At 61.6% G+C, this 20,582-nt stretch carries 18 protein-coding genes; 9 read left to right on the top strand and 9 right to left on the bottom strand.

Annotation, left to right across the window (positions count from 1 at the left end; genetic code table 11):
* Window positions 1-998: 998 nt before the first annotated feature.
* The 7 genes from E8A46_RS29650 to E8A46_RS29620 all read right to left on the bottom strand — a co-directional run bounded on the left by E8A46_RS29650 (window position 999) and on the right by E8A46_RS29620 (window position 8,364).
* On the bottom strand, window positions 999-2,231 hold the full coding sequence (locus tag E8A46_RS29650; RefSeq protein ID WP_291568726.1) for an FAD-dependent monooxygenase: 1,233 nt from the start codon (window positions 2,229-2,231) through the stop codon (window positions 999-1,001).
* A gap of 341 nt (window positions 2,232-2,572) precedes the next feature.
* Complete coding sequence (locus tag E8A46_RS29645) at window positions 2,573-3,289, bottom strand: ABC transporter ATP-binding protein (protein WP_363252851.1); 717 nt, start codon at window positions 3,287-3,289, stop codon at window positions 2,573-2,575.
* The gene (locus E8A46_RS29640; RefSeq protein WP_291568724.1) at window positions 3,286-4,014 is read right to left on the bottom strand and encodes an ABC transporter ATP-binding protein; all 729 of its coding nucleotides are present in this window, start codon (window positions 4,012-4,014) and stop codon (window positions 3,286-3,288) included. The genes E8A46_RS29645 and E8A46_RS29640 overlap by 4 nt, the downstream gene beginning before the upstream one ends.
* Entirely contained in the window at window positions 4,011-4,982 is a 972-nt protein-coding gene (locus tag E8A46_RS29635; protein ID WP_291568722.1) for a branched-chain amino acid ABC transporter permease, read from the bottom strand. The genes E8A46_RS29640 and E8A46_RS29635 overlap by 4 nt, the downstream gene beginning before the upstream one ends.
* Window positions 4,979-5,839: a branched-chain amino acid ABC transporter permease gene (locus E8A46_RS29630; protein ID WP_291568720.1), complete on the bottom strand. Its 861-nt coding sequence runs from the start codon at window positions 5,837-5,839 to the stop codon at window positions 4,979-4,981. Before E8A46_RS29630 ends, E8A46_RS29635 begins: the two co-directional genes overlap by 4 nt.
* Before the next feature lie 20 nt (window positions 5,840-5,859).
* Window positions 5,860-7,086, bottom strand: coding sequence for an ABC transporter substrate-binding protein (locus tag E8A46_RS29625; protein ID WP_291568718.1), 1,227 nt, complete (start codon window positions 7,084-7,086; stop codon window positions 5,860-5,862).
* Window positions 7,087-7,287: 201 nt separating this feature from the next.
* Window positions 7,288-8,364, bottom strand: coding sequence for an isocitrate/isopropylmalate family dehydrogenase (locus E8A46_RS29620; RefSeq protein WP_291568716.1), 1,077 nt, complete (start codon window positions 8,362-8,364; stop codon window positions 7,288-7,290).
* Between the two features lie 236 nt (window positions 8,365-8,600).
* Here E8A46_RS29620 and E8A46_RS29615 point away from each other — a divergent pair, with 236 nt between their 5' ends.
* From E8A46_RS29615 to E8A46_RS29580, 8 genes are all read left to right on the top strand, one after another.
* On the top strand, window positions 8,601-9,050 hold the full coding sequence (locus tag E8A46_RS29615) for a (2Fe-2S)-binding protein (protein ID WP_291568714.1): 450 nt from the start codon (window positions 8,601-8,603) through the stop codon (window positions 9,048-9,050).
* Between the two features lie 10 nt (window positions 9,051-9,060).
* Window positions 9,061-11,238, top strand: a complete 2,178-nt coding sequence (locus E8A46_RS29610; protein WP_291568713.1) for a molybdopterin cofactor-binding domain-containing protein — start codon at window positions 9,061-9,063, stop codon at window positions 11,236-11,238.
* A 53-nt stretch (window positions 11,239-11,291) separates the two neighbouring features.
* The gene (locus E8A46_RS29605) at window positions 11,292-12,572 is read left to right on the top strand and encodes an NAD(P)/FAD-dependent oxidoreductase (RefSeq protein ID WP_291568712.1); all 1,281 of its coding nucleotides are present in this window, start codon (window positions 11,292-11,294) and stop codon (window positions 12,570-12,572) included.
* A gap of 142 nt (window positions 12,573-12,714) precedes the next feature.
* Window positions 12,715-13,125 carry a sulfur oxidation c-type cytochrome SoxX gene (gene soxX / locus E8A46_RS29600; RefSeq protein WP_291568710.1) on the top strand — a complete coding sequence of 137 codons (411 nt, stop codon included), beginning with the start codon at window positions 12,715-12,717 and terminating at the stop codon, window positions 13,123-13,125.
* A 115-nt stretch (window positions 13,126-13,240) separates the two neighbouring features.
* Complete coding sequence (locus E8A46_RS29595; protein WP_291568708.1) at window positions 13,241-13,720, top strand: SoxY-related AACIE arm protein; 480 nt, start codon at window positions 13,241-13,243, stop codon at window positions 13,718-13,720.
* On the top strand, window positions 13,720-14,040 hold the full coding sequence (gene soxZ / locus E8A46_RS29590) for a thiosulfate oxidation carrier complex protein SoxZ (protein WP_291568706.1): 321 nt from the start codon (window positions 13,720-13,722) through the stop codon (window positions 14,038-14,040). Before E8A46_RS29595 ends, soxZ begins: the two co-directional genes overlap by 1 nt.
* Window positions 14,037-14,828: a sulfur oxidation c-type cytochrome SoxA gene (gene soxA, locus E8A46_RS29585; RefSeq protein ID WP_291568704.1), complete on the top strand. Its 792-nt coding sequence runs from the start codon at window positions 14,037-14,039 to the stop codon at window positions 14,826-14,828. The genes soxZ and soxA overlap by 4 nt, the downstream gene beginning before the upstream one ends.
* Window positions 14,829-16,074: 1,246 nt before the next feature.
* Window positions 16,075-16,422: an ABC transporter substrate binding protein gene (locus E8A46_RS29580; protein ID WP_291568702.1), complete on the top strand. Its 348-nt coding sequence runs from the start codon at window positions 16,075-16,077 to the stop codon at window positions 16,420-16,422.
* Window positions 16,423-16,677: 255 nt separating this feature from the next.
* Here the strand turns inward: E8A46_RS29580 and E8A46_RS29575 are convergent, their stop codons facing one another.
* Window positions 16,678-18,021, bottom strand: a complete 1,344-nt coding sequence (locus E8A46_RS29575; RefSeq protein WP_291568700.1) for an MmgE/PrpD family protein — start codon at window positions 18,019-18,021, stop codon at window positions 16,678-16,680.
* Between the two features lie 260 nt (window positions 18,022-18,281).
* Here E8A46_RS29575 and E8A46_RS29570 point away from each other — a divergent pair, with 260 nt between their 5' ends.
* The gene (locus E8A46_RS29570; RefSeq protein WP_291568699.1) at window positions 18,282-19,271 is read left to right on the top strand and encodes a tripartite tricarboxylate transporter substrate binding protein; all 990 of its coding nucleotides are present in this window, start codon (window positions 18,282-18,284) and stop codon (window positions 19,269-19,271) included.
* Between the two features lie 383 nt (window positions 19,272-19,654).
* On the opposite strand, the gene E8A46_RS29565 is transcribed toward E8A46_RS29570, so the two are convergent.
* Window positions 19,655-20,323 (bottom strand): hypothetical protein, encoded by a 669-nt coding sequence (locus E8A46_RS29565; protein WP_291568697.1) that lies wholly within the window; start codon window positions 20,321-20,323, stop codon window positions 19,655-19,657.
* Window positions 20,324-20,582: the final 259 nt, after the last annotated feature.

Below are 20,582 nucleotides of genomic sequence, written 5' to 3'. Positions count from 1 at the left end.
TCCGCCAGTTTGACGCCGGCACCGAGGCGTCAGGACCACACGACTTCGCCGTCCGCAAGCCAAGCGCCCTCGTCAGAAGCGCCACCTGCGTCCACCGCATCCCGCCTCGCGTCCGTGACGATCGCGAGCCGCCCCTCTGTGAGGCGGGACGGCGGGGAATATAGCGGTGATTTGCGTTTTCGGAAAATCAGAATATTTCTCAAATGGGACTGGACAGGGCAAATCAGCTTGAATTGCTTCAACAAATTCGATTTTAGGCGCAAAGCGCCAGGACTTGGATTTCACGGCCCTCGGACCGGGCAACGCCGTTGATCGTCGCTATTGTGAAGGCGGCATTGTGTTATCTCTAGCGTTTAGGCTGCCTGGGGCGTGAACCCGTAAATTCAGACTGGTCGGCGGACGTCCGCTTTGGTGCGCATTCCGGACTCAAGTCGGACATCGCGTGAGGTCCGAAAAGTGCCGATACTGTTGCAAAAGTCGAAAGTTTGCGTCGGTCCGAATTTTCGGTGAAACCTTAAAACGCGAAGCGATCAACGATTCGTATAACCTCAGTCGCGTTACCGAAGTCGCCTATGAGTTTAGCGTGAGGCGATGAGGTCCCTCAGATCTCTACACGAAAACCGCGCCTGCGGCCCTCAGAATTTTTGACACCTTCTGCAAAACGCCTTTTGCAACACTATCTGCCAATACCGGACTCGCGCGCCCAGCAAAACACTCTTTATTCGACTTCGCGCTACAGACTGTTGAAGAATGCGATTAATAGGTCGTTGACAACCGATGCGCGCTCTCGCTGGATCCACAGTTCGGGGAGCCATGACACAACAGCACCAGCGATCCGGTTCCTTGGATGGCCACCTGCATCCGCAGCCCGTTCTGCAATTAGCTTGAGTCGGTGATGGTTCATTTGAGCAAGATGCATCTCAAAAACTGACACAATAGGCTTTTGCGCAACTTTCCAGGCGCATCCTTCCGTTCGGTTTGGCCATCAGAAATTTCCATTAAGCTATCAGCCTCGCGATGGTTTCCGGCAGGTAAGCTTCGGCCGGAAGCCGCTCTGGACCAACGAGCGTGGCGGGAAGCGGCGAGAGATATCCCTCAGCAAAACGTTGACTAACTCTTGATCGGCGCTTGCGGGCTTCTGGCCCAAACTCAACTCTGACCTGCGCCGCTAACCGACCTACAATTCTCAAGCGGCGCATTCTTTCCCGGCGTTCGTTAACATACGGAGCAAAATCGTTCTGTTCCCACCCCTGTTTGCCAGCCAATAAAATTTCACTCACCAGTCGAACATCTCTCGCGGTGATTGATACGCCCTGACCTATCACTGGATCATTGTGACCGGCGGCGTCTCCAATGAGTACTACGCCCGGGGCGGTCGGGTTATCGACCCAGTGGTCCTCATTGGAATAAGAATTAAAAGGTCCCACAGGCGTCCCCGCAGTAATTGCATCTGCCAGGGGTAAACATTTCATCTGAAACGCCTGAAGCAGTTGCTCCTTTTTGTCAGGTCCCGCGAACCTTGATTTGTCCATGAAGTCGTAACAAGCATATAGCCGGACCAAATCTTTTCCTTGCGGAAAAATGAGATAATGCAATCTATTCTCTGTGCCGATCGCCTGCACATCGCGCGGCCAATCCGGCACGTCTGCAACTAACATACCGCCAATTAGATTATGAGGTTCATCGGCTTCTGTTGAAAAACCGAGTTGCTTCCGGACTGTCGAGTTACGACCGTCCGCCCCGACAACCAATTGCGGCTTCAATTCTATTTTTTGACCGTCATGCAAAAATGAGACAACTGGTGAGCTACCGTGAAGGCATACGATATCTTTGACGCCTTTCAAGACGACCGCGCCTGCGGATATGGCTGCATCAGCGAAAATACTACACATCACCGGATGCCCGATGCAGAGCGGCCCTGGTGCGTCGGGATGGAGTTTGGTTAGATCAAGTGCCCGCTGTTCCGCCTGTTCTGGCGACCAATTCTCATCGTACGGAACATTGCGTTTTGTGTGGAGTGCACCATGCTGGTAGAGCAGACTGAGAAGTCCAAGTCGTTTGAATTCGGCAACCCCCCATGGGGCGATGAATTCTCCACGAACGCGGTCCGGATAACTTGTTTCACGTTCTAGGATCACTACGTCGATGTCGTACCGGGCAAGAACGGTGGCCAACGCGCTACCGCCGATACCCCCGCCTATAATGACGATCTGCGGAGTCGCATTCATCATCAGTGTTCCCTCTATTGCGCAGCTCAGTTGCAACCATCTCGCTCGTTAAGACGACATCGCGGCTAACCATGAGAAGGTATCATTCACTCAGCCGCCAGCCGCCGCTCCACGCTATTTCCGGTCAAGAAAACCTCAAAAATGAAAACCTCAGCCTAGTTTATGAAAGCATACCGAGGCGGACTTCGGCTAGGGCCAATGCCCGTCCAGGGTCATAAGCGTCGTTTTTGGCATGTCCGCGGTGTGTCCGGTTAGAGGGTAATTTCGGAAATGCCGGTTGTACGGTTTTGCCGATTGAAGATATCGGCTTGCATATGAATCGCTCACCAAAACCACTCTCCCCGCTACAACCCCAGATACGCCGTGACCACCGCCGGGTTGGCATGAAGCTCGGCGGCTGTTCCCGCCAGCGTGACAACGCCGGCTTCGAGGACGTAGCCGCGGCTGGCCACATCGAGCGCGAGTTCGACGTTCTGCTCGACCAGCAGGATCGAGGTGCCTCGCTCGTGGATGGTCTTGAACGCCTGGTGCATTTCCTCCACGACCTTTGGCGCGAGGCCGTGGCTGGGCTCGTCGAGCAGCAACAGCTTGGGCCGCAGCATCAAGGCGCGGCCGACCGCGACCATCTGCTGCTCGCCGCCCGACAGCGTTCCGGCGAGCTGTCGGTAGCGCTCACGCAAGCGTGGAAACAGCTCGAACACGTCCGCGATCCGCGCCGGCAGGTCACGAGCGTTGCGGGCGGTGAACGCGCCCAGCAAGAGGTTCTCTTCCACCGTCATGTCGGGGAAGATCTGGCGGCCTTCGGGAACATGGGCGATACCGAGCGCCGGGATTTGATGCGCCGCCAATGCCGCGAGATCGACGCCGCCGAAGCGCATGCTGCCGCTCGACTTCGGCACCAGCCGCGAGATCGAACGCAGGATCGTGCTCTTGCCCGCGGTGTTGGCGCCGATGATGCAGACGAACTCGCGTTGCGACACCGAGAGATCGATGCCGTGCAGCACCTCGGCCTCGCCATAGCTGGCGCGCAATTGCGTGATGTCGAGCAGTGGCGAACTCATCGGCGCGCCGCCTCGGCCGGCCGGCCCAGATAGGCCTCGATCACCTGCGGATCGCTCGCCACCTGCCCCGGCGTGCCATCGGCCAGCAACCGGCCGAAGTTGAGAACCAGAATGCGATCGCAGACATTCATGATCGCGCGCATGTGGTGCTCGACCACGAGCAGCGTGACGCCGTCGTCGCGCAGCGAGCGGATCAACTGCATGATCTCCCGCATCTCGGCAGGGTTTAGCGCCGCCATGACTTCGTCGAGCAACAAAACCTTGGGCGCGGTGCACAGCGCCCGCGCCAGCTCGACCCGGGCGCGTTCCGGAAACGACAGGTTGCCGGCCTCCTTGTGCGCCACGGCGCGCAGGCCGACACGGTCCAGGCAATGGAGCGCCTCGCTCCGCGCTGCATCGACGCCATGGCGCAAGAGACCCGCGGTCAGCACGTTATCCAGCACCGAACTCTCGCCAAACAGGGCGACGTTCTGGAACGTCTTGGTCATCCCGAGGCCTGCGACGGTGTGCGGCTTCAGGCCCGCGAGATTCTTGCCATCGAGCGTCACGGTGCCGGCGTCGGGACGAATCAGTCCCACCAGGGTGCTGAACAAGGTGGTCTTGCCGGCGCCGTTCGGGCCGATCACGCCGACGATCTCGCCCTGGTTGACGGAGAACGTCACCTCCGACAGCGCCTGCAGGCCGCCGAACCGGCGCGACACCTTGCGGACATCGAGCATCGTCATGACGCCCCCGATCGCGACAGCCGCGCCCGCAAGGAATCGAAGACGGTGATGAAGCCACGCGGCCGCCACAGGATGACTGATATCAGGATGACGCCGAAGACGAGCTGCGACAGCCCGGCCGCGCGCGACGACAACAGGTCGTTCATGACCTCTTCCAGCGGAATGATGAAGAACGCCCCAAGGATCGGCCCCGCCGCGGTTCCGACCCCGCCGATGATCGCGATTAAGGCGATACGGATAGAGATACTCGCGATGCCGAACACCGTATCGGGGTCGAAGAACACCGCGACCTGGGCATAGAGCGTGCCGAGCATCGCGATCAGCGCGCCCGAGATCACCGCGGCCTGCAGCTTGACCCGCGTCGTGTCGACGCCGATGACTTCGGCGGCAGCCGGGTTCTGCTTGATCGCGCGCAACCGGTATCCCATCGCGCCCCGCCGGATGATTTCGAAAATCGCCGTCACCACCACCAGCGCGGCCAGCGCGATGTAGGCGTGCGGCCGCAACAGCTTGAACGAATAGGCGGCCAGACTCGGCGGCACGAACGGCACCGATAATCCGCCGGGGCCGCCGGTCAACGAGGTCCAGACATTGGCAATCACCCGCATCACCTCGCCGAAGGCGAGCGTCGCCAGCGCGAAATAATGCCCCTGCAGCCGCATGGTCGGAATCGCGATGACCAGCGCCGCCAGCCCACCGAGCGCGCCGCCGGCCAGCATGCCGAGCCACGGGCTGATGCCGAATTTGAGCAGCAGCACGGTGGAGGTATAGGCGCCGATGCCGAAGAATGCGGCGTGCCCGAGCGAGGTCTGGTTGGCGAGGCCGCCGACGATATTCCAGGCCTGCGCCATGGCGGCGAACAACAGCGTGAAGGTGAAGACGCGGATCCAGTAGCCGCGCGGATCGAGCAACAGCGGCAGCAGTGCCACGGCGACGATCACGGCGGCGAGCGCAAGCCAGCGTTTCATCGGCTGGCCCCGACCAGGCCTTGCGGGCGCACCGCCAGCACCAGGATGAAGACGATGAACAGCACCAGGTTCTGCAATTGAATGGGAAAGAACAGCGACGAGAGCGACTGGATGACGCCGACCGAAAGTCCGCCGACGACGGCGCCGGCGACGCTGCCGAGTCCGCCCAATACGACGACGGTGAACATCAGCACCACGAACTGGCCACCGACACCGGGATAGACTGTCACATAGGGCAGGATGACGGCGCCGCCGAAGGCGGTCAGGCCGACGCCGAGTGCAAAAGCCATCTTGTACATCAGCGCGGTATCGATTCCCATCAAGCGCGCGGCGGCAGGATTTTGCGCCGTCGCCCGCATCGCGCGGCCGAACCAGCTCGCGCGCATGAACCACCACAGCGCGACGCCGCAGGCCAGCGACATCGCAAAGGCGATCAGATAGGGAATGCTGATGAACAGCGGACCGAGCGACAGCGATATGGTCTGGTAGGATGTCGTGACCGAACGAAACTGCGAGCCGAACAGCAGCAGCGTTCCGTTCTCGATCACGATCAAAAGCCCGACCGTGAGAAATATCTGGGCGACCGAGGGCGCCGAGAGAACCCGCGCGATCAATTGCCCCTGCACTACCCAGCCGATCGCAAACGCAACCGCGAACGACAATGGCGCGGCGAGAACCGGGTCGAGCCCGAGAAACGCCCAGGCAAACCAGGCGGTGAACATGCCGATGGTGAGAAACTCGGCCTGCGCGAAGTTGACGATGCCCATCACGCCATAGACCAGCGTCAGCCCGATCGAGATCACCGCATAGACGCCGCCGATCAGGAGCCCGTCGAGAATGGCCTGGAGAAACGACACCTCAATTCACACCGCGCCGCTCAGGATCGCCAGACCGGCGCGCTCTTGGCGATGTCCTTTGGCCAGACGGTGACGATGTCCTTAGCCCGCCACTGCACCATCAGCGGCACCGACAGCACGTTCAATCCGGTCTGGTCGAATTGGACCGCGCCGCCGGTCATGCCGTTGATCCAGCCGCCGGTGAATTTGGCGCCGCGAAGCGCGGCGGCGACGTCCTCGGCCTTGGCCGATTTTGCCTTCCTGATCGCCTGCACCAGCACCTCAAGGCAGACCGCGTGCTCGAGCGCTTCATGCACCATGAAATATCCGAAACGCTTGCGGAACCGCTCGGTCAGCTGCGGCGCCAGATCGTAGTTCGAGGTATCGATCGACAGCACGTTCTCGGCGAATTCGCCGAGCCCCTTTTCGAAATCCGGAATCACATAGCCGGCAGCACCCCCGATCGCCGGAATGGTGAGCTTCTGCTGGCGCATGGTGCGGATGATCAGGAGGCTGTCGTTGAGATAGGAGACCGGGAATACGGCCTGCGCCCCCGATCCGCGCAACTTGTTGATCAGGGGCGTGGTGTCGGTGATCCCCAGAGGATAGGCGTCATCCATCACCACCTCGACATTGGCCGCCTTGGCCCCTGCCCGCAGGCCGTTGGCCTGGGCCGTGCCGTAGGCGGTGTCCTCATACATGATGGCGATCTTCTCGATCTTGGCGCCGGCGGCCTGGGCGATGGCGGCGGTGTATTCGAACTGCGCCTTGCCGATCACGGAGGCCTTGGCGACCACCTGGAAGATGTTCTTGTAGCCGCGCCCGGTGATCTGATCGGCGAACGACATCGTCAGAAGCGGAATGTCGCGCCGCTCGGTGACTTCCGAGATCGCAATCGTCAGCGAGGAGACGAAAGCCCCCAGCACGGCGGTCATGTCCTGCTGGGTGATGAGCCTTTGCGCCACCGTCCCGGCCGTGGTCGGCGTCGAGGTCGCATCCGCCACGACCAGATTGATCTTGGCGCCGCCGAGTTCGGCGATGCCGCCGGCCGTATTGATCTCGTCGGCGACGAGTTCGATGCCATTGCGCGAATTGATGCCAAACTGGGCATTCGGTCCCGACAGCGGCATGATGACGCCGACATTGACCGGCGCGGCCTCCGCCCTTGCCGAAGAAAGCACGAAAGGCGACGCGAGAAGGGCGGCGGTGCCGGAAAGCAGCGCCCGGCGATTCACGCCTGTTGATCCCAACGAATGGTGCTTCGACATCGCATTCTCCCCAAATTTCTTGTTTTTTTAAAAGCTGGCTTCACCTTGCCGCAACGCAAGCGCGCCGTCTACTCCAAGACTGTCATTCCGGGATGGTGCGCAGCACCAGACCTCAGATGCGCAATTGCGCATCGGGGAATCTCGAGATTCCGGGTTCGATGCTTCGCATCGCCCCGGAATGACTGTCGTGAGGTCGGACACTCACACCGGCCTGTTATCGTTGGAGGCCAGAATGTCCACGATGGCCTGACCGGTCGCGGCGGTGCCGAGTTGGCCGCCGACGTCCCTGGTCGCCCGGCCGCCCCCAATCGCGGCCGCCACGGCGTTTTCGATCGCGCGGGCCGCAGACTCGAACCGCGCGGCGCCCGAGCGCTCGCCATGCCAAGCCAGCAGCAGCGCCATCGATAGGATCAGGGAGAACGGATTGGCGACGTCGCGCCCGGCGATGTCGGGCGCGGAGCCGTGCGCGGCCTGCGCCATGGCGTGGCTGGCGCCGACATTGAGCGAACCGCCAAGGCCGAGGCTGCCCGACAGCTCGGCGGTGAGGTCAGAGAGGATGTCTCCGAACATGTTGGTCGACACGATGACGTCGAACCGATCCGGCTGGCGCACCACATGGGCCATCATGGCATCGACCAGGATGTCATCGACGGCGAGGCCGGGGAATTCCCCTGCGGTGGCGCGGCAGATATCGAGAAACATGCCATCGCCGATCTTCAGCACATTGGCCTTGTGCACGATGGTGAGGCGCTTGCTTCGCCGCATGGCGAGCTGACACGCCGCTTTGGCGATTCGCTCGCAGCAGTGCCGGGTGACGCGGCGCAGCGAGATCGCGACATCGGGGGTGACCAGCAATTCGCCGTTGCCCTGCTCCATGTTGCGATCGGAGTAGAAGCCTTCGGTATTCTCGCGCACCACGACCAGGTCGAAGGCGCCGAAGCGGTTGTGCAATCCCGGATAGGTTCGCGCCGGGCGGACATTGGCAAACAGATCGAGGCTTTTCCGGAAGAATTTGGACGGGTTGATTTCCCCGCTTTGCTCGTCCTTGAAATCAAAGGTGGCGGTTGGACCGAGGATCAGACCGTCGGCCGCCCGCACGATTTCCAGCAGCCCCGGCCTTACCGTGGCGCCGAAAAGCCGCAGGCTGTCATGGCCCACCGCGTGCTCCTCGATCGCAACGTTGAGCTGGAAACGCTCGGAGGCGGCGCGCAGGACCGCGGAGGTGGCGGCGGCGATCTCCGGCCCGATGCCGTCGCCCGGCAGCACGACGATGCGCATGATGAATTCCTCGCCCTAGGATTGCGGTCAACCACAAGATGACCGTCTAAATCGTGATACGCCGGCGCCGTGCAGGTGGCCGCAGGCCGGCCCGCGGCAATAGCGCAAAACAAGGGGCCTCCCTAGCGGAATTATTCCGCTCTGCAAACGCGGATTATTGATTTGAACTGTTGCGGGTTCCGGTCCAAATTCGCGCCCAAGTCCAATCGATGGATTGGATTAACCAGGGGATCGCGATGGCCAACCTCACAATCAATGGAAAATCGTTCGACATCGATGTCGAGCCGGATACGCCGCTTCTTTGGGCAATTCGCGAGAATGTTGGCCTGACCGGCACGAAATACGGATGCGGCATTGCACAATGCGGGTCCTGCACCGTCCACATCGACGGGGTTGCGATGCGCTCCTGCGGCGTGCTGGTCAGCGAGGCCGTCGGCAAGAAAATCACCACCATCGAGGGGCTGGCCGATAATGGTGTCCTGCACAAGGTGCAGAAGGCCTGGATCGCCAACGACGTCCCGCAATGCGGCTATTGCCAGAGCGGCATGATCATGGCGGTGGCGGCGCTTCTCAAGGAGAAGCCGAAGCCGACCGACCAGGACATCGACGAAGCCATCACCAATATCTGCCGTTGCGGCACCTTCCAGCAGGTGCGCGAAGCGATTCACGCCGTCGCGAACGCTTGAGGAGATCGCCATGAACCATATGCCCACACTCAACCGCCGCGCCTTTGTCATCGGCAGCGCCGCTGTTGGCTCCGGCCTCGCGCTTGGCCTCGATATTCCCTTTGGCCCCACCGTGGTGCGCGCCGCCGACGGCTCGCCCGAGGTGAACGCCTGGGTTGTGATCCGGCCCGACGATACCGTCGTGATCCGGATTGCGCGATCGGAAATGGGCCAGGGGACCCTGACCGGCCTCGCCCAGCTGGTCGCCGAAGAACTCGAATGCGACTGGTCGAAGGTCACGACCGAATATCCGACACCGGGACAGAGCGTGGCCCGCAAACGCGCCTGGGGCGACTTCTCGACCGGCGGCAGCCGCGGCATCCGCACCTCGACCGAATATGTGCGCAAGGGCGGCGCGACCGCTCGCGTCATGCTGATCCAGGCCGCCGCGAACGAATGGAAGGTGCCGGCCTCGGAATGCACCGCCGCCAGCAGCGTCATCACCCACACCCCTTCGGGACGCACCACAACCTACGGCAAGGTGGCGGAAGCCGCCGCGAAAATCGAGCCGCCCGCCGAGGTCAAGCTGAAGGACCCGAAGGACTGGAAACTGATCGGCAAGGGCGTCAAGCGCCTCGATACCGCCGACAAGACCACCGGCAAGATGATCTACGGCGTCGACGTCAAGCTGCCGGGGATGCTCAATGCCGCGATCAAGGCCTGCCCGGTGTTCGGCGGCAAGCTGAAAAGCTTCGACGAAGCCAAGGTCACGGGCATGAAGGGCGTCAAGAAGGTGGTGAAGGTCGGCGACAACGCCGTCGCCGTCGTCGCCGATACCTGGTGGCACGCCAAGACCGCGCTCGACGCCTTGCCGATCGTTTGGGACGAAGGCGACAACGTCAAGGTCTCGAGCGCGTCGATCGCGAAGTGGCTTGAGGAAGGTTTCGATCCGTCGCAGCCGGCCTATATCGGCAACGAGAACGGCGACGCCAAGGCAGCGCTTGCCGGCGCCGCCAAGAAGGTCGAGGCGGTCTACAATTATCCCTACCAGAACCACGCCACGATGGAGCCGTTGAACGCCACCGCGCTCTATACCGCGGACAAATGCGAGGTCTGGTGCGGCACCCAGAACGGCGAAGCCGCGTTCGCCGCGACGCTGGAAGCATCCGGCCTCACCGCCGACAAATGCGACGTTCACAAGCAGATGCTCGGCGGCGGTTTCGGCCGTCGCGGCCAGACCGACTATGTCCGGCAGGCGGTGGCGATCGCCAAGCAGATGCCGGGCACCCCGATCAAGCTGTTATGGTCGCGCGAAGAGGACATGCAGCACGGCGCGTATCATCCGGTCACGCAATGCAAGATGACCGGCGCCTTCGACGCCAACAACAACCTGACCGCGCTGCATATGCGGATCTCCGGGCAGTCCATCCTGTTCAGCCTGCGCCCGGAAGCCCTCGTCAACGGCAAGGATCCCGCGACCTTCGCCGGCCTCAATGCCACCGGCGAGGCCGCGATCGGATATTCGGTCCCCAATCTCCTGATCGAGCATGCGATGCGCAATCCCCACGTCCCGCCGGGATTCTGGCGCGGCGTCAACGTCAACCAGAATGCGATCTACCTCGAATGTTTCATGGACGAACTGGCGCATTCGGTCGGCCAGGATCCGCTCGAGTTCCGGCGCAAGCTGATGGCCAAGAATCCGAAGCACCTTGCCGTGCTCAACGCGGTGGCGGAAAAAATCGAATGGGGCAAACCCGCGCCGCAAGGCGTCTTCCGCGGTCTCGCGCAACACATGGGTTACGGCAGTTACGTGGCCGGTGCTGCGGAGATTTCGGTCACCGACGGCAACAAGATCAAGGTGCATCGCATCGTCGCCGCCACCGATCCAGGCTATGCGGTCAACCCGGCGCAGATCGAGCGCCAGATTGCCGGCTCGTTTGTCTATGGCCTCTCGGGACTGTTCTATGGCGGGTGCACCGTCAAGGACGGCCGCATCGAACAATCGAATTTCGACAACTACAATTCGATGCGGATCGCCGAGATGCCGAAGGTGGAGTCGATCATCATGCCGAGCGGCGGGTTCTGGGGCGGCGTCGGCGAACCGACGATCTGCGTCGCCGGCCCTGCCGTGCTGAATGCCTATTTCGCGGCAACGGGAAAACGCATCCGCTCGGTACCGCTGAGGGATCAAAACATCACCTTTGCCTGAACCCGAAGCGGCGGCCTGTTCGGCCGCCGCTCATTCTTTTCCGGATCATGCTCATGGACGCGCTGCGCCTGATGACGCGGAGAAACGTCGTTCGTGGCATCGCGGCGACGGCGGCTTCGTTTGCTTTTCCGTGTCCGTCCCACGCGCAATCCGCCGCGCGCATCGTCGTGATCGGCGGCGGATTTGGCGGCGCGGCTTGCGCGCGCGCATTGCGACGGATCGACGGCAAACTGCAGGTGACGCTGGTCGAGGCGAACCGGACCTTCACCGCCTGTCCGTTCAGCAACGAGGTGATCGCGGGATTGCGCGACATCGAAGCGCAGCAATTCGGCTATGACCGGATCGCTGCCGAAGGCGTGAGCGTCATGGCGCAGCAAGCCGTCAAGATCGATCCGCAGACGCGGACGGTCGGTCTCGCCGACGGGACCTCGCTCGGCTACGACCGTCTGGTGCTCGCCCCCGGCATCGATCTGCGCTTCGACGCGTTGCCCGGCTATGACGAGGCGACCGCTGCAAAAATGCCGCATGCCTGGAAGGCGGGCGAGCAGACTCTGCTGCTGCGCCGGCAACTCGAGGCCATGGAGGACGGCGGCCTGGTGGCGCTTGCGGTGCCCGCGGCGCCGTTGCGGTGTCCGCCCGCGCCCTATGAGCGCGCCAGCCTGATCGCCCATTATCTGAAAGCGAAGAAGCCGCGCTCCAAGGTGCTGATTCTCGATGCCAAGGACACCTTTCCGCAGCAGCGCCTGTTCGAAAATGCCTGGAAGGAACTCTATCCCGGCATGATCGAGCGGATTTCGCTGTCCCAGGGCGGCCGGGTTGTTTCGATCGAGCCCGCGACCAACACGCTGGTCACCGATTTCGGCAATTACGACGCGCAGGTCGCCAACGTCATCCCGCCGCAGCAGGCCGGTCGCATCGCGCAGCTAGCCGGCGCGGTCGACCATACCGGCTGGTGCCCGATCGACCCGGTCACGTTCACCTCGAAGCTCGTGCCCAACATCCACGTCATCGGCGACGCCTGCATCGGCGGCGGCATCCCGAAATCCGCGTCAGCCGCCAACGCCGAGGGCAAGGCCTGCGCCAGTGCGGTGGCCAGCCTGATATCCGGCGCGGCTCCGGCCATGCCGAAACTGGACGGCGCCTGCTACAATTCCGTCGCGCCCGGCTATGCCTTCTCGCTGTCGGGTATCTATCAGCCAAAGGACGATATCTTCGCCGAGGTTGAAGGCAGCGGTTTCACCAGCCCGGTCGATGCGCCGCGCGAGGTGCGGCTGCGCGAAGCCGAGCAGGCGCAATCCTGGTACAAGACGATCACGGTGGAAACATTTGGCTAGAGCGTTTTCAAGCGAAGTGGAGACCGGTTCGCGTCAAGAAAACGCGTCAAACCAGGAATCTGGAGCCCCGTTTCGATTCAATCGAAACGGAAAAGGCTCTAGGTCAGCACTCAGCATTGCCGGACCATGGCTCGCGGCGGCGATGCTGGCGCTGCCCTGCGCGGCCGGCGGGCAGGAATTGCGGCCATATACCATCACCGGCGATGCCATTGTGGAATCGCTGACCGGTGCGCCGGGCGACGCGGTGCGCGGCCGCGCGCTGGTGCTGGAGCGCACCAGCACCTGCATTCTTTGCCACAGCGGTCCATTTCCCGAGGAGAAGTTTCAGGGCGATCTCGCCCCCAGCCTTTCGGGTTCCGGCAGCCGCTGGTCGAAAGGCCAGCTTCGGCTGCGGCTGGTCAGCGCGTCGCGCCTCAATCCCGCAACGATCATGCCGTCCTATTATCGTGTGGACGGCCTTGATCGCGTGGCTCCGGCATGGCGCGGCAAGCCGATCCTGTCGGCCGAACAGATCGAGGATATCGTGGCGTATCTTGCAACGCTGCTCGAATAAAGCATGATCCGGAAAAGTGGGTACCGGTTTTCCGAAAAGATCATGCGCAAACCAAAAGATAGAGCCGGTGGCAATTCGAAGAATTGCCACCGGCTCTAGGAAGGCACGACCAACGATGCGCAAGTCACACGCTTCCACCCGCCGCCGGTTCCTCGGCCTCGCCGGCAGCGCGGCTGCGATCGGGATGGTCCCCGTCGTCAGTCTGCGGCCCGCCGGCGCCACGCCCGAGACCATGGCGGCCGCGATCAGGAATGTCGTCGGCACAGCGACGGTGCAAACCGGCAAGGTCAAGCTCGACGTGCCGCCGCTGGTCGAAAACGGCAACACCGTGCCGATGACCGTGAGCGTTACGAGCCCGATGACCGAGGAGGACTACGTCAAGAGCATCCACGTTTTCAACGAGAAGAACCCGCAGCCCAATATCGGCAATTTCTATCTCGGCCCGAAGGCCGGCCGCGCCCAGGTTTCCACCCGTATCCGCCTTGCCGACAGTCAGAAGATCATCGCCATCGCGCGGCTGTCCGACGGCTCCTTCTGGTCCGTCAGCGCCGATGTCGTGGTGACGCTGGCGGCCTGCACCGAGGAGGTGATCTGATGGCGTCCGCACTGATCAACGTGCCGAAGAAGGCCAAGCGCGGCGAGATCATCGAGATCAAGACGCTGATGTCGCATATCATGGAGACGGGCTATCGCCACACCGCCGCGGGCCAATTGGTTCCGCGCGACATCATCACCAGCTTCACCTGCCGCTTCAACGGCGCCGAGATTTTCCGCGCCGACCTGTTCCCGGCGATCGCGGCCAACCCGTTCGTCACGTTTTTCACGATCGCGAACGAAAGCGGCAAATTCGACTTCGAATGGATCGGCGACAATGGTTTTACCGAAACCGCCTCGGCCGCCATTTCAGTCGAATGAAATCGGCCGGCACGATAGTCGCTGTGGCGCTGCTGATCGCGGCCGGCATCGCCATCGCGCCGCTCGCCGCCACCGAAATCCCGCCAGCCGAGCGCCGGTCCGGCTACAGCTTCATGGCGCCCGACACCAAGGCGATCCAGGATGACGATACCGCCAATCCCGGCATGCTGTGGGTGCTCGACGGCGAAGCCTTGTGGAACAGCAAGGCCGGTGCCACGGGCAACGCCTGCGCCGATTGTCACAACGACGCACGCGCCAGCATGAAGGGCGTGGCGGCGCGCTACCCTGCCTACGACAAGGCGCTTGCACGCCCGGTCAATCTGGAACAGCGCATCAATCTGTGCCGCACGCGGCAGCAACAGGCGACGCCGTTCGCCTTTGAAAGCCGCGACCTGCTCGCATTGACCGCCTTCGTCGCGGAACAATCCCGCGGCGCCGCGATTGCACCGGAGGCCACCGCCGAACTGGCGCCGTTCGTCGCCAAGGGGCGCGACTTCTTTATGCGGCGGCAGGGTCAGCTCAATCTCGGCTGCACCAATTGCCACGACGACAATTGGGACAAGCACCTCGCCGGATCCGCCGTGACCCAGGCACTGCCGACCGGCTATCCGATCTACCGGCTGGAATGGCAATCGCTCGGATCGCTGCAGCGCCGCCTGCGCAACTGCATCACCGGCATGCGGGCCCAGAATTACGACTACGGCGCGCCGGAACTGGTCGAGCTCGAGCTCTATCTGATGACACGCGCACGCGGGATGCCGATCGAGACGCCGGCGGTCCGCCCGTGAGCTACGGCGCGGCTCAATAGCACGCAGCCAAATGCAGCTTTTGCTGCGGCGCATGGCTCTTGTGGCACCTTTGAGACATACCGGCGACGGCTGAGCATGTCTGCTCATCGGGGTAGACCAGAAATGGTCGGCGCGCAGTCAGAACGACGCAATTGACCCCCAGGAGACATGGTTCCCTTGAACCCGCCCCGCACGATCGCCTACGCTCGGCCGCCAACGTGGGAGCCATGATCGGCAATGAAGCGACGCGAATTTAACTATCGCTCCACCGAACGTGTTCAATTTGTCCGAAAGTGTTAGCAAAGCATTCAAGGCTGCCGGGTTGATTGGGCACAGCGAAGTGTAATCTGCTGTAAACGAGAACAAGGGAGAAACGGCATGCGATATCTTCAGCTGGTAATCTTTATGTTGGCATACCCGCTGATATCTCCTGCGTATGCGCAAAACACCTGTTGTCCCAACGGCTGCGTGCAAAACGCTCCCAATCAGTGCGTGACTACAGGTCCAATCCAGAACAGCTGCGGCACTACCTTCGCCTGCCCCGGGGGTTCTTCGAGCTCGTCCGGCGGGCCGGGCGGTGTAACTAAAGGAACGGGCGGTCCAGGGGCTGGAGCGGTAAGTCAGTGCATATGGTATCATCCGACTAAAGAACGGCTCACAGAGGTGACGAATAAATGCGTGAACGATTTAATCGAAAACGCGATATTCGTCGGTTGTCTTTTCGAGGACGATAAAGGCAGGCTGGAGGACAAAAGAACAGCCCTGAGCTGTCCCGCGCGCCAAACTGCGCTTGCCAAGCAGTGTCGACAACGCTGTGCCGACTTCGCGTCCGAATCAACGAGGGTATGGTGCCCCGGCATGAACCCGAATGACGACTGGCATGCAATTTTTGGAAATATCTCCGGCAACGAATACGGTTCAGCGCGTGTGGACCTTTGTGGGCCTCCGCTGAGAAACGGTCTCATTAATATTCGCCCCGTCCGGAGGCCTCAACAGCGCTTTAATTGAAATAGTTCGCTCGCTCTTGGCTGGGTGAGGAAATAGGATTGGGCAGATGGGGCCGATTAGGAACATGCGTGTTTGCAAGTATCCAAATCCAGCGCAAGACACCGCAGCGTTCAGCCAAGCAGCAGTAGCCGTAAAAGCCCCCAAGGTTTTGAAGTCACTCTCACGAAAACTTGGGGATTTCAGGCTCCAAAGGGGACCCAAATTTGGGCGCGGAGAACTGGACGCGGCCTTTCAGGCAATGGGTACGCTACGCGCTGACGGGCTTGCGGTCGCGGGCGAATCGTTCTTCGACAGCTGGCGCCAAAAGATTGTCGCACTGGCCTCACGCTTCAAGATTCCGGCAGCCTATGCGTGGCGCGAAAACGTCGCTCTCGGCGGTCTGCTCAGCTACGGAACAAGCCTGACCGACTCCTATCGCCGGGCGGGTATTTATACCGGCCGAGTTCTCAAGGGTGAAAAGCCCTCCGACCTGCCCGTGATGCAGCCGACAAGGTTCGAGCTTGCGATCAACCTCAAAACCGCCGCGACGCTCGGCGTTACCGTGCGGCCAATCCTGCTGACCCGGGCTGACGAGGTCATCGAGTAGGCTAGCGACTTCCGGTTTTGGCACTTTTCGGAAGTACCGCAATATCCGACTTGAGTCCGGAATGCGCAGCAAAGCGGACGTCTGCCGACCACTGAATTTGTGAGTTCGCGCCCTAGATCATATTCCGATCAGATTGAATCGGATCATGATCCCATCCCCCCGTTTGAACATGATCACAGCACGCTCGGCGTTTGTCGCGAGAGAACGCCGGTTCCCACTTTGCGCTAACCCGGCCCTGCGGGTCCGAATCATGCTCTATCGCGGCACCGCCAGCGATGTCAGTTTGCCGACGTCCGCGTTCCGATCGAGCGTCCAGATCGCGTCGATCAACGGTGTCGCGTCATAGTGCGGATCCCAGCCGGCCGCCGCCGTCCGCAGCTTGCCTTCAAGATCCTTGTCTGAAAGCGGATTGGCGTCGCTGCCGCGCGCTGCGGCTTGCTTCAATGTGTGAACCTTGCCGTCGGCGGTGGTGATCTCGACTGCCGCCGCGATGGTGGAAAAGCTCTCGTCGCGCTCGACTGCCACCTTGCTCCGCAGCGCCTGTACGTTCGGATCGCGCACGCAGGCGTCGGTAAACTGCTCGAGCCCGGCCTGCCCGGTGACCAGGGCGGCGGCGACCGCGTGCTGCACGCTCACCTGCGCCTCGCGCCCGGTCGATATATTCGGCCGGTCGGTTCGGACGGCGAGCAGCGGATGGCCGCGCACCACGACGCGCCTGACATCGGCAGTCGGATGGTCGGCTCGCCAATCCAGCACGCAATCGAGCACGGGATGGATCACGAAGCCGCACGGATATGGCTTGTAGGAGGTCGCCATGATCTCCCACTTTTCGCCCCAGCCATCGCTGACATGCGACAAATCGGGCGTTTCAGCGAGAGCGTGATAGAAACCCTGGACACCCGCCAGCGGCTCCGGCGGCCCTTCAAATCCCTGCTCCGCCAGCAGCGCCGACCACAATCCGTTCCGCGCCGCGTTGCCGACGCTGATGCTTTTCGCCGGCGTGCCCAGACACTCGCATAGCCCCGCCGATTGCGTGGCCGCGGCGCCAAGCGCCCACACCATCTGGCGCTCGCTTAGCGCCGCCAGCCTGCCGCTGCCGGCGGCGGCGCCGAACACGCCGCAGGTCGAGGTGATGTGCCAGCCCCTGGCGTAATGGCTCGGCGAGATCGCCAGCCCAATGCGGGCTTCGACCTCATTGCCGAGGACAAGGGCGAGCAGCAGATCGGGACCGCTCGCCTGCCGCCATTCGGCAAATGCCAGCAGTGCCGCCGCCACCGGCGCAGTCGGATGGATCACCGTGCGGACATGGGTGTCGCAGAAGTCATCGACATTGGCGCTGGCGGCATTGAGGAAAGCCGCACTCAGCGCATCGATGCGCTCGCGGCGCCCGACCACCGTCACCTGCCGGCCACCGGAGAACCCGGCAAGCGAGCGCAGCGCGATCTCGATCGGCGAGGAGCGGCAGCCGGCAAGGCTGACGGCGAAAAAATTCATCAGGGAACGCTTGGCCTGATGCCGCACCTGCGCGGGGATGTCGTCCCACCGCGTTGCAACAACGCGCTGGGCAAGGCCCTCGGTCACGCCGGGTTTGTGCAACATGGTCATCCTCACTTGAAATTTGGCCGCAGCATCGCTGCGGCGGTGAAAAAGCACAACCGCGCGTTCGGCGGACCAGACAGGAAAATTTGCCCTGGAGCACCGGTTCTGGTTGAATCAGAACCGGTGCTCCAGTGTTTTGTTTTGACGCGTTTTCTTGACGCGAACCGGCACCCACCCCCGGATCAAGTCCGAGGGCACGCTTCGCTCGAAAACGCTCGATGGTGCCGCGGACGAGCGATCAATCTGAAATGGCCAATACCATGACAATCCGTTCCAAGTATCTTGCCAAGTACCTTGCGTTCTCCCTTGTATTTGCTGCCGTCCTCGCTGCCAATCATTCGCGTGCTGACGAATATCCGTCACATCCGATCCATCTGATCGTGCCCTTTTCCGCCGGTGGCTCCGCCGATTCAACCGCGCGCGTCATTGCCTCGCGCGTCGGCAAGGCGCTCGGACAATCCATTGTGGTCGAGAATCGCGGCGGTGGCGGAGCGATCATCGGCGCCGAGTTCGTGAAAAAATCCGAGCCGGACGGCTATACGCTGTTGCTGGGACAATCCGGTCCGATATCGATCAACCCGGCCGTCTACAAGGATCTGCCGTACGACCCGGTGAAGGATTTTGTCCCGGTCTCCCTCACAACCACCTATCCCTACGTCATGGTCGTCAATTCTTCGCTGGGCGTGAAGACGCTGAAAGAGTTCGTCACACTCGCCAGGAGCAAGCCCGGCGCACTGAACTACGGCACCACGGGCGTTGGTTCCTCCAACCATCTGGTCACCGAGCTGTTCGCCGGCAAGGCCGGAATCAAGATGACGCATATCCCCTATCGCGGCACTGCGCTTGCGGTGACCGACCTGCTCGCCGGCCAGGTGCAGATGGTGTTTTCCGACCCGATTTCGGCGCTCCAATATGTGAAATCCGGCGCCCTGGTCGCGCTGGCGGTGACCAGCAAGGATCGCTCGCCGGTGGCACCTAGCGTGCCGACGATTGCCGAGAGCGGTTATCCCGGCTTCGATGCCATCGCGTGGCACGGAATCCTGGCGCCGGCCCATACGCCGCCTGCCATCGTCGCCAGACTCAGCGCGGAGATCCTCAAGGCATTGAACGACCCGGACACCAGGGCGCTGCTGGAAAAGCAGGCGATCCAGATCGTCGGCAGTTCGCCGGAGGCCTTTGCCAGTTTCATCAAGCAGGACAGCGCGCTCTGGAAGGAAGTCGCGGACCAGGCCAGGATAGAGGTGAGGTAGCATGGCATGATTCGAAGCTCCGGTTCGGGAGCTTTGAATCACGGCTCGACGGGCGCGCGCTCAACATCACCTGTGTCGCCAAACCGGGGCTCCTTCGCCGCTATCCCCAAAAGCCCCCAAGGCGGACGTTCGCATCTTGCCCCAGGCTACGAGTCTTGGGGGTCAGGAGTTCGAATCTCTTCGGGCGCGCCAGTTCGAAATACGCGATTGAGGCCGAAACCTGCCGTTCTCCCGATGCAGGCCGTCGAGTTGTATCCGTTGACCACGCATCTCACCATCTCAATCAATTAAGTGCACTGGACTGGCACCGTAATACCCGAGACCAACCCTGCCTTATCGATCATGGAACGGGGCTCATATAAGATGCGCGTCCCGCGCTTGTGTCATTGGCCACCCCCACATTGCTCCTTAATACGCTCATAAGCATCGATGTACTTGGTATAGAACTTCTTTCCTCGCGCACCGAGCGCGTAGGAGCTGCAGGCACCATCAGGAAACGGAATCTTATTCAAGTCAAAGTCCAGTTTTGAAAACCGGTAGTGACAAAACGCCTGCTTCTGCGAACTGAAATGAAGAGAGTAGGTGCACCGATTTTCGGGAGGAGCGGATGCCGGCCCGCCGCAAGCTTCCCAAAGCTGATATGTCCCGTCGAATTTCGTAAAGTCCAATTGCACTACATCGAACCCATCCTTTTCTTGGCTTGTGGCGACAAAGACGCATTTCTTGTCTGGAATCTGACGTATCTCAAGAGGCATGCGTCGATCGCCAAACTCCTCGAGCGTCACAGTATCATCCCCTGTGCTCGTCAATTTGTATGAATCCTCGCCGCTAGGTCCATGAATGAGCATCGCGATATCTGGCAAGATCGCTGCAATGCGCTTCGGTTGTCCGGACTGCGCATGGCTGATCGAGGCGACACAAATTGTTGCAGCGAGTGCAAGAACGATCCGGCTAGTCGCGACTACGTATTCCGATGAGATTCGGGAAAGAGAACGCACCGCATCGACATCTGGCGATCCTGGTCGCCGCTCTCCGATCGCTCCAAGACGCATTATCGGCGGTCCCATGCGCAGCGGACCCCGCTCCGGTGCATGCGTTATGACAAAGAAGCGACGCCGGGTAGTAGCACATCGCGTCTATCCTAGGTTGAAATAGAGGACAATGGTTATCAAAGGCTAACCGCAGCACACCGATGAACGAGGTTAACAGCCGCCGGCGAGTGGCAGTGGAAAGTCGTAGGCCATCGCAGATTTTCCAAATGGAACGCGTGGTAGGCCACCACATCATAGCGCCACGGCGACCGAATATTGC

The organism is Bradyrhizobium sp. (genome assembly GCF_004799445.1).
Taxonomy (GTDB): domain Bacteria; phylum Pseudomonadota; class Alphaproteobacteria; order Rhizobiales; family Xanthobacteraceae; genus Bradyrhizobium.
The sequence above is the reverse complement of the archived record's forward strand: the minus strand, read 5'-3'. Positions and strand labels throughout refer to the sequence as shown.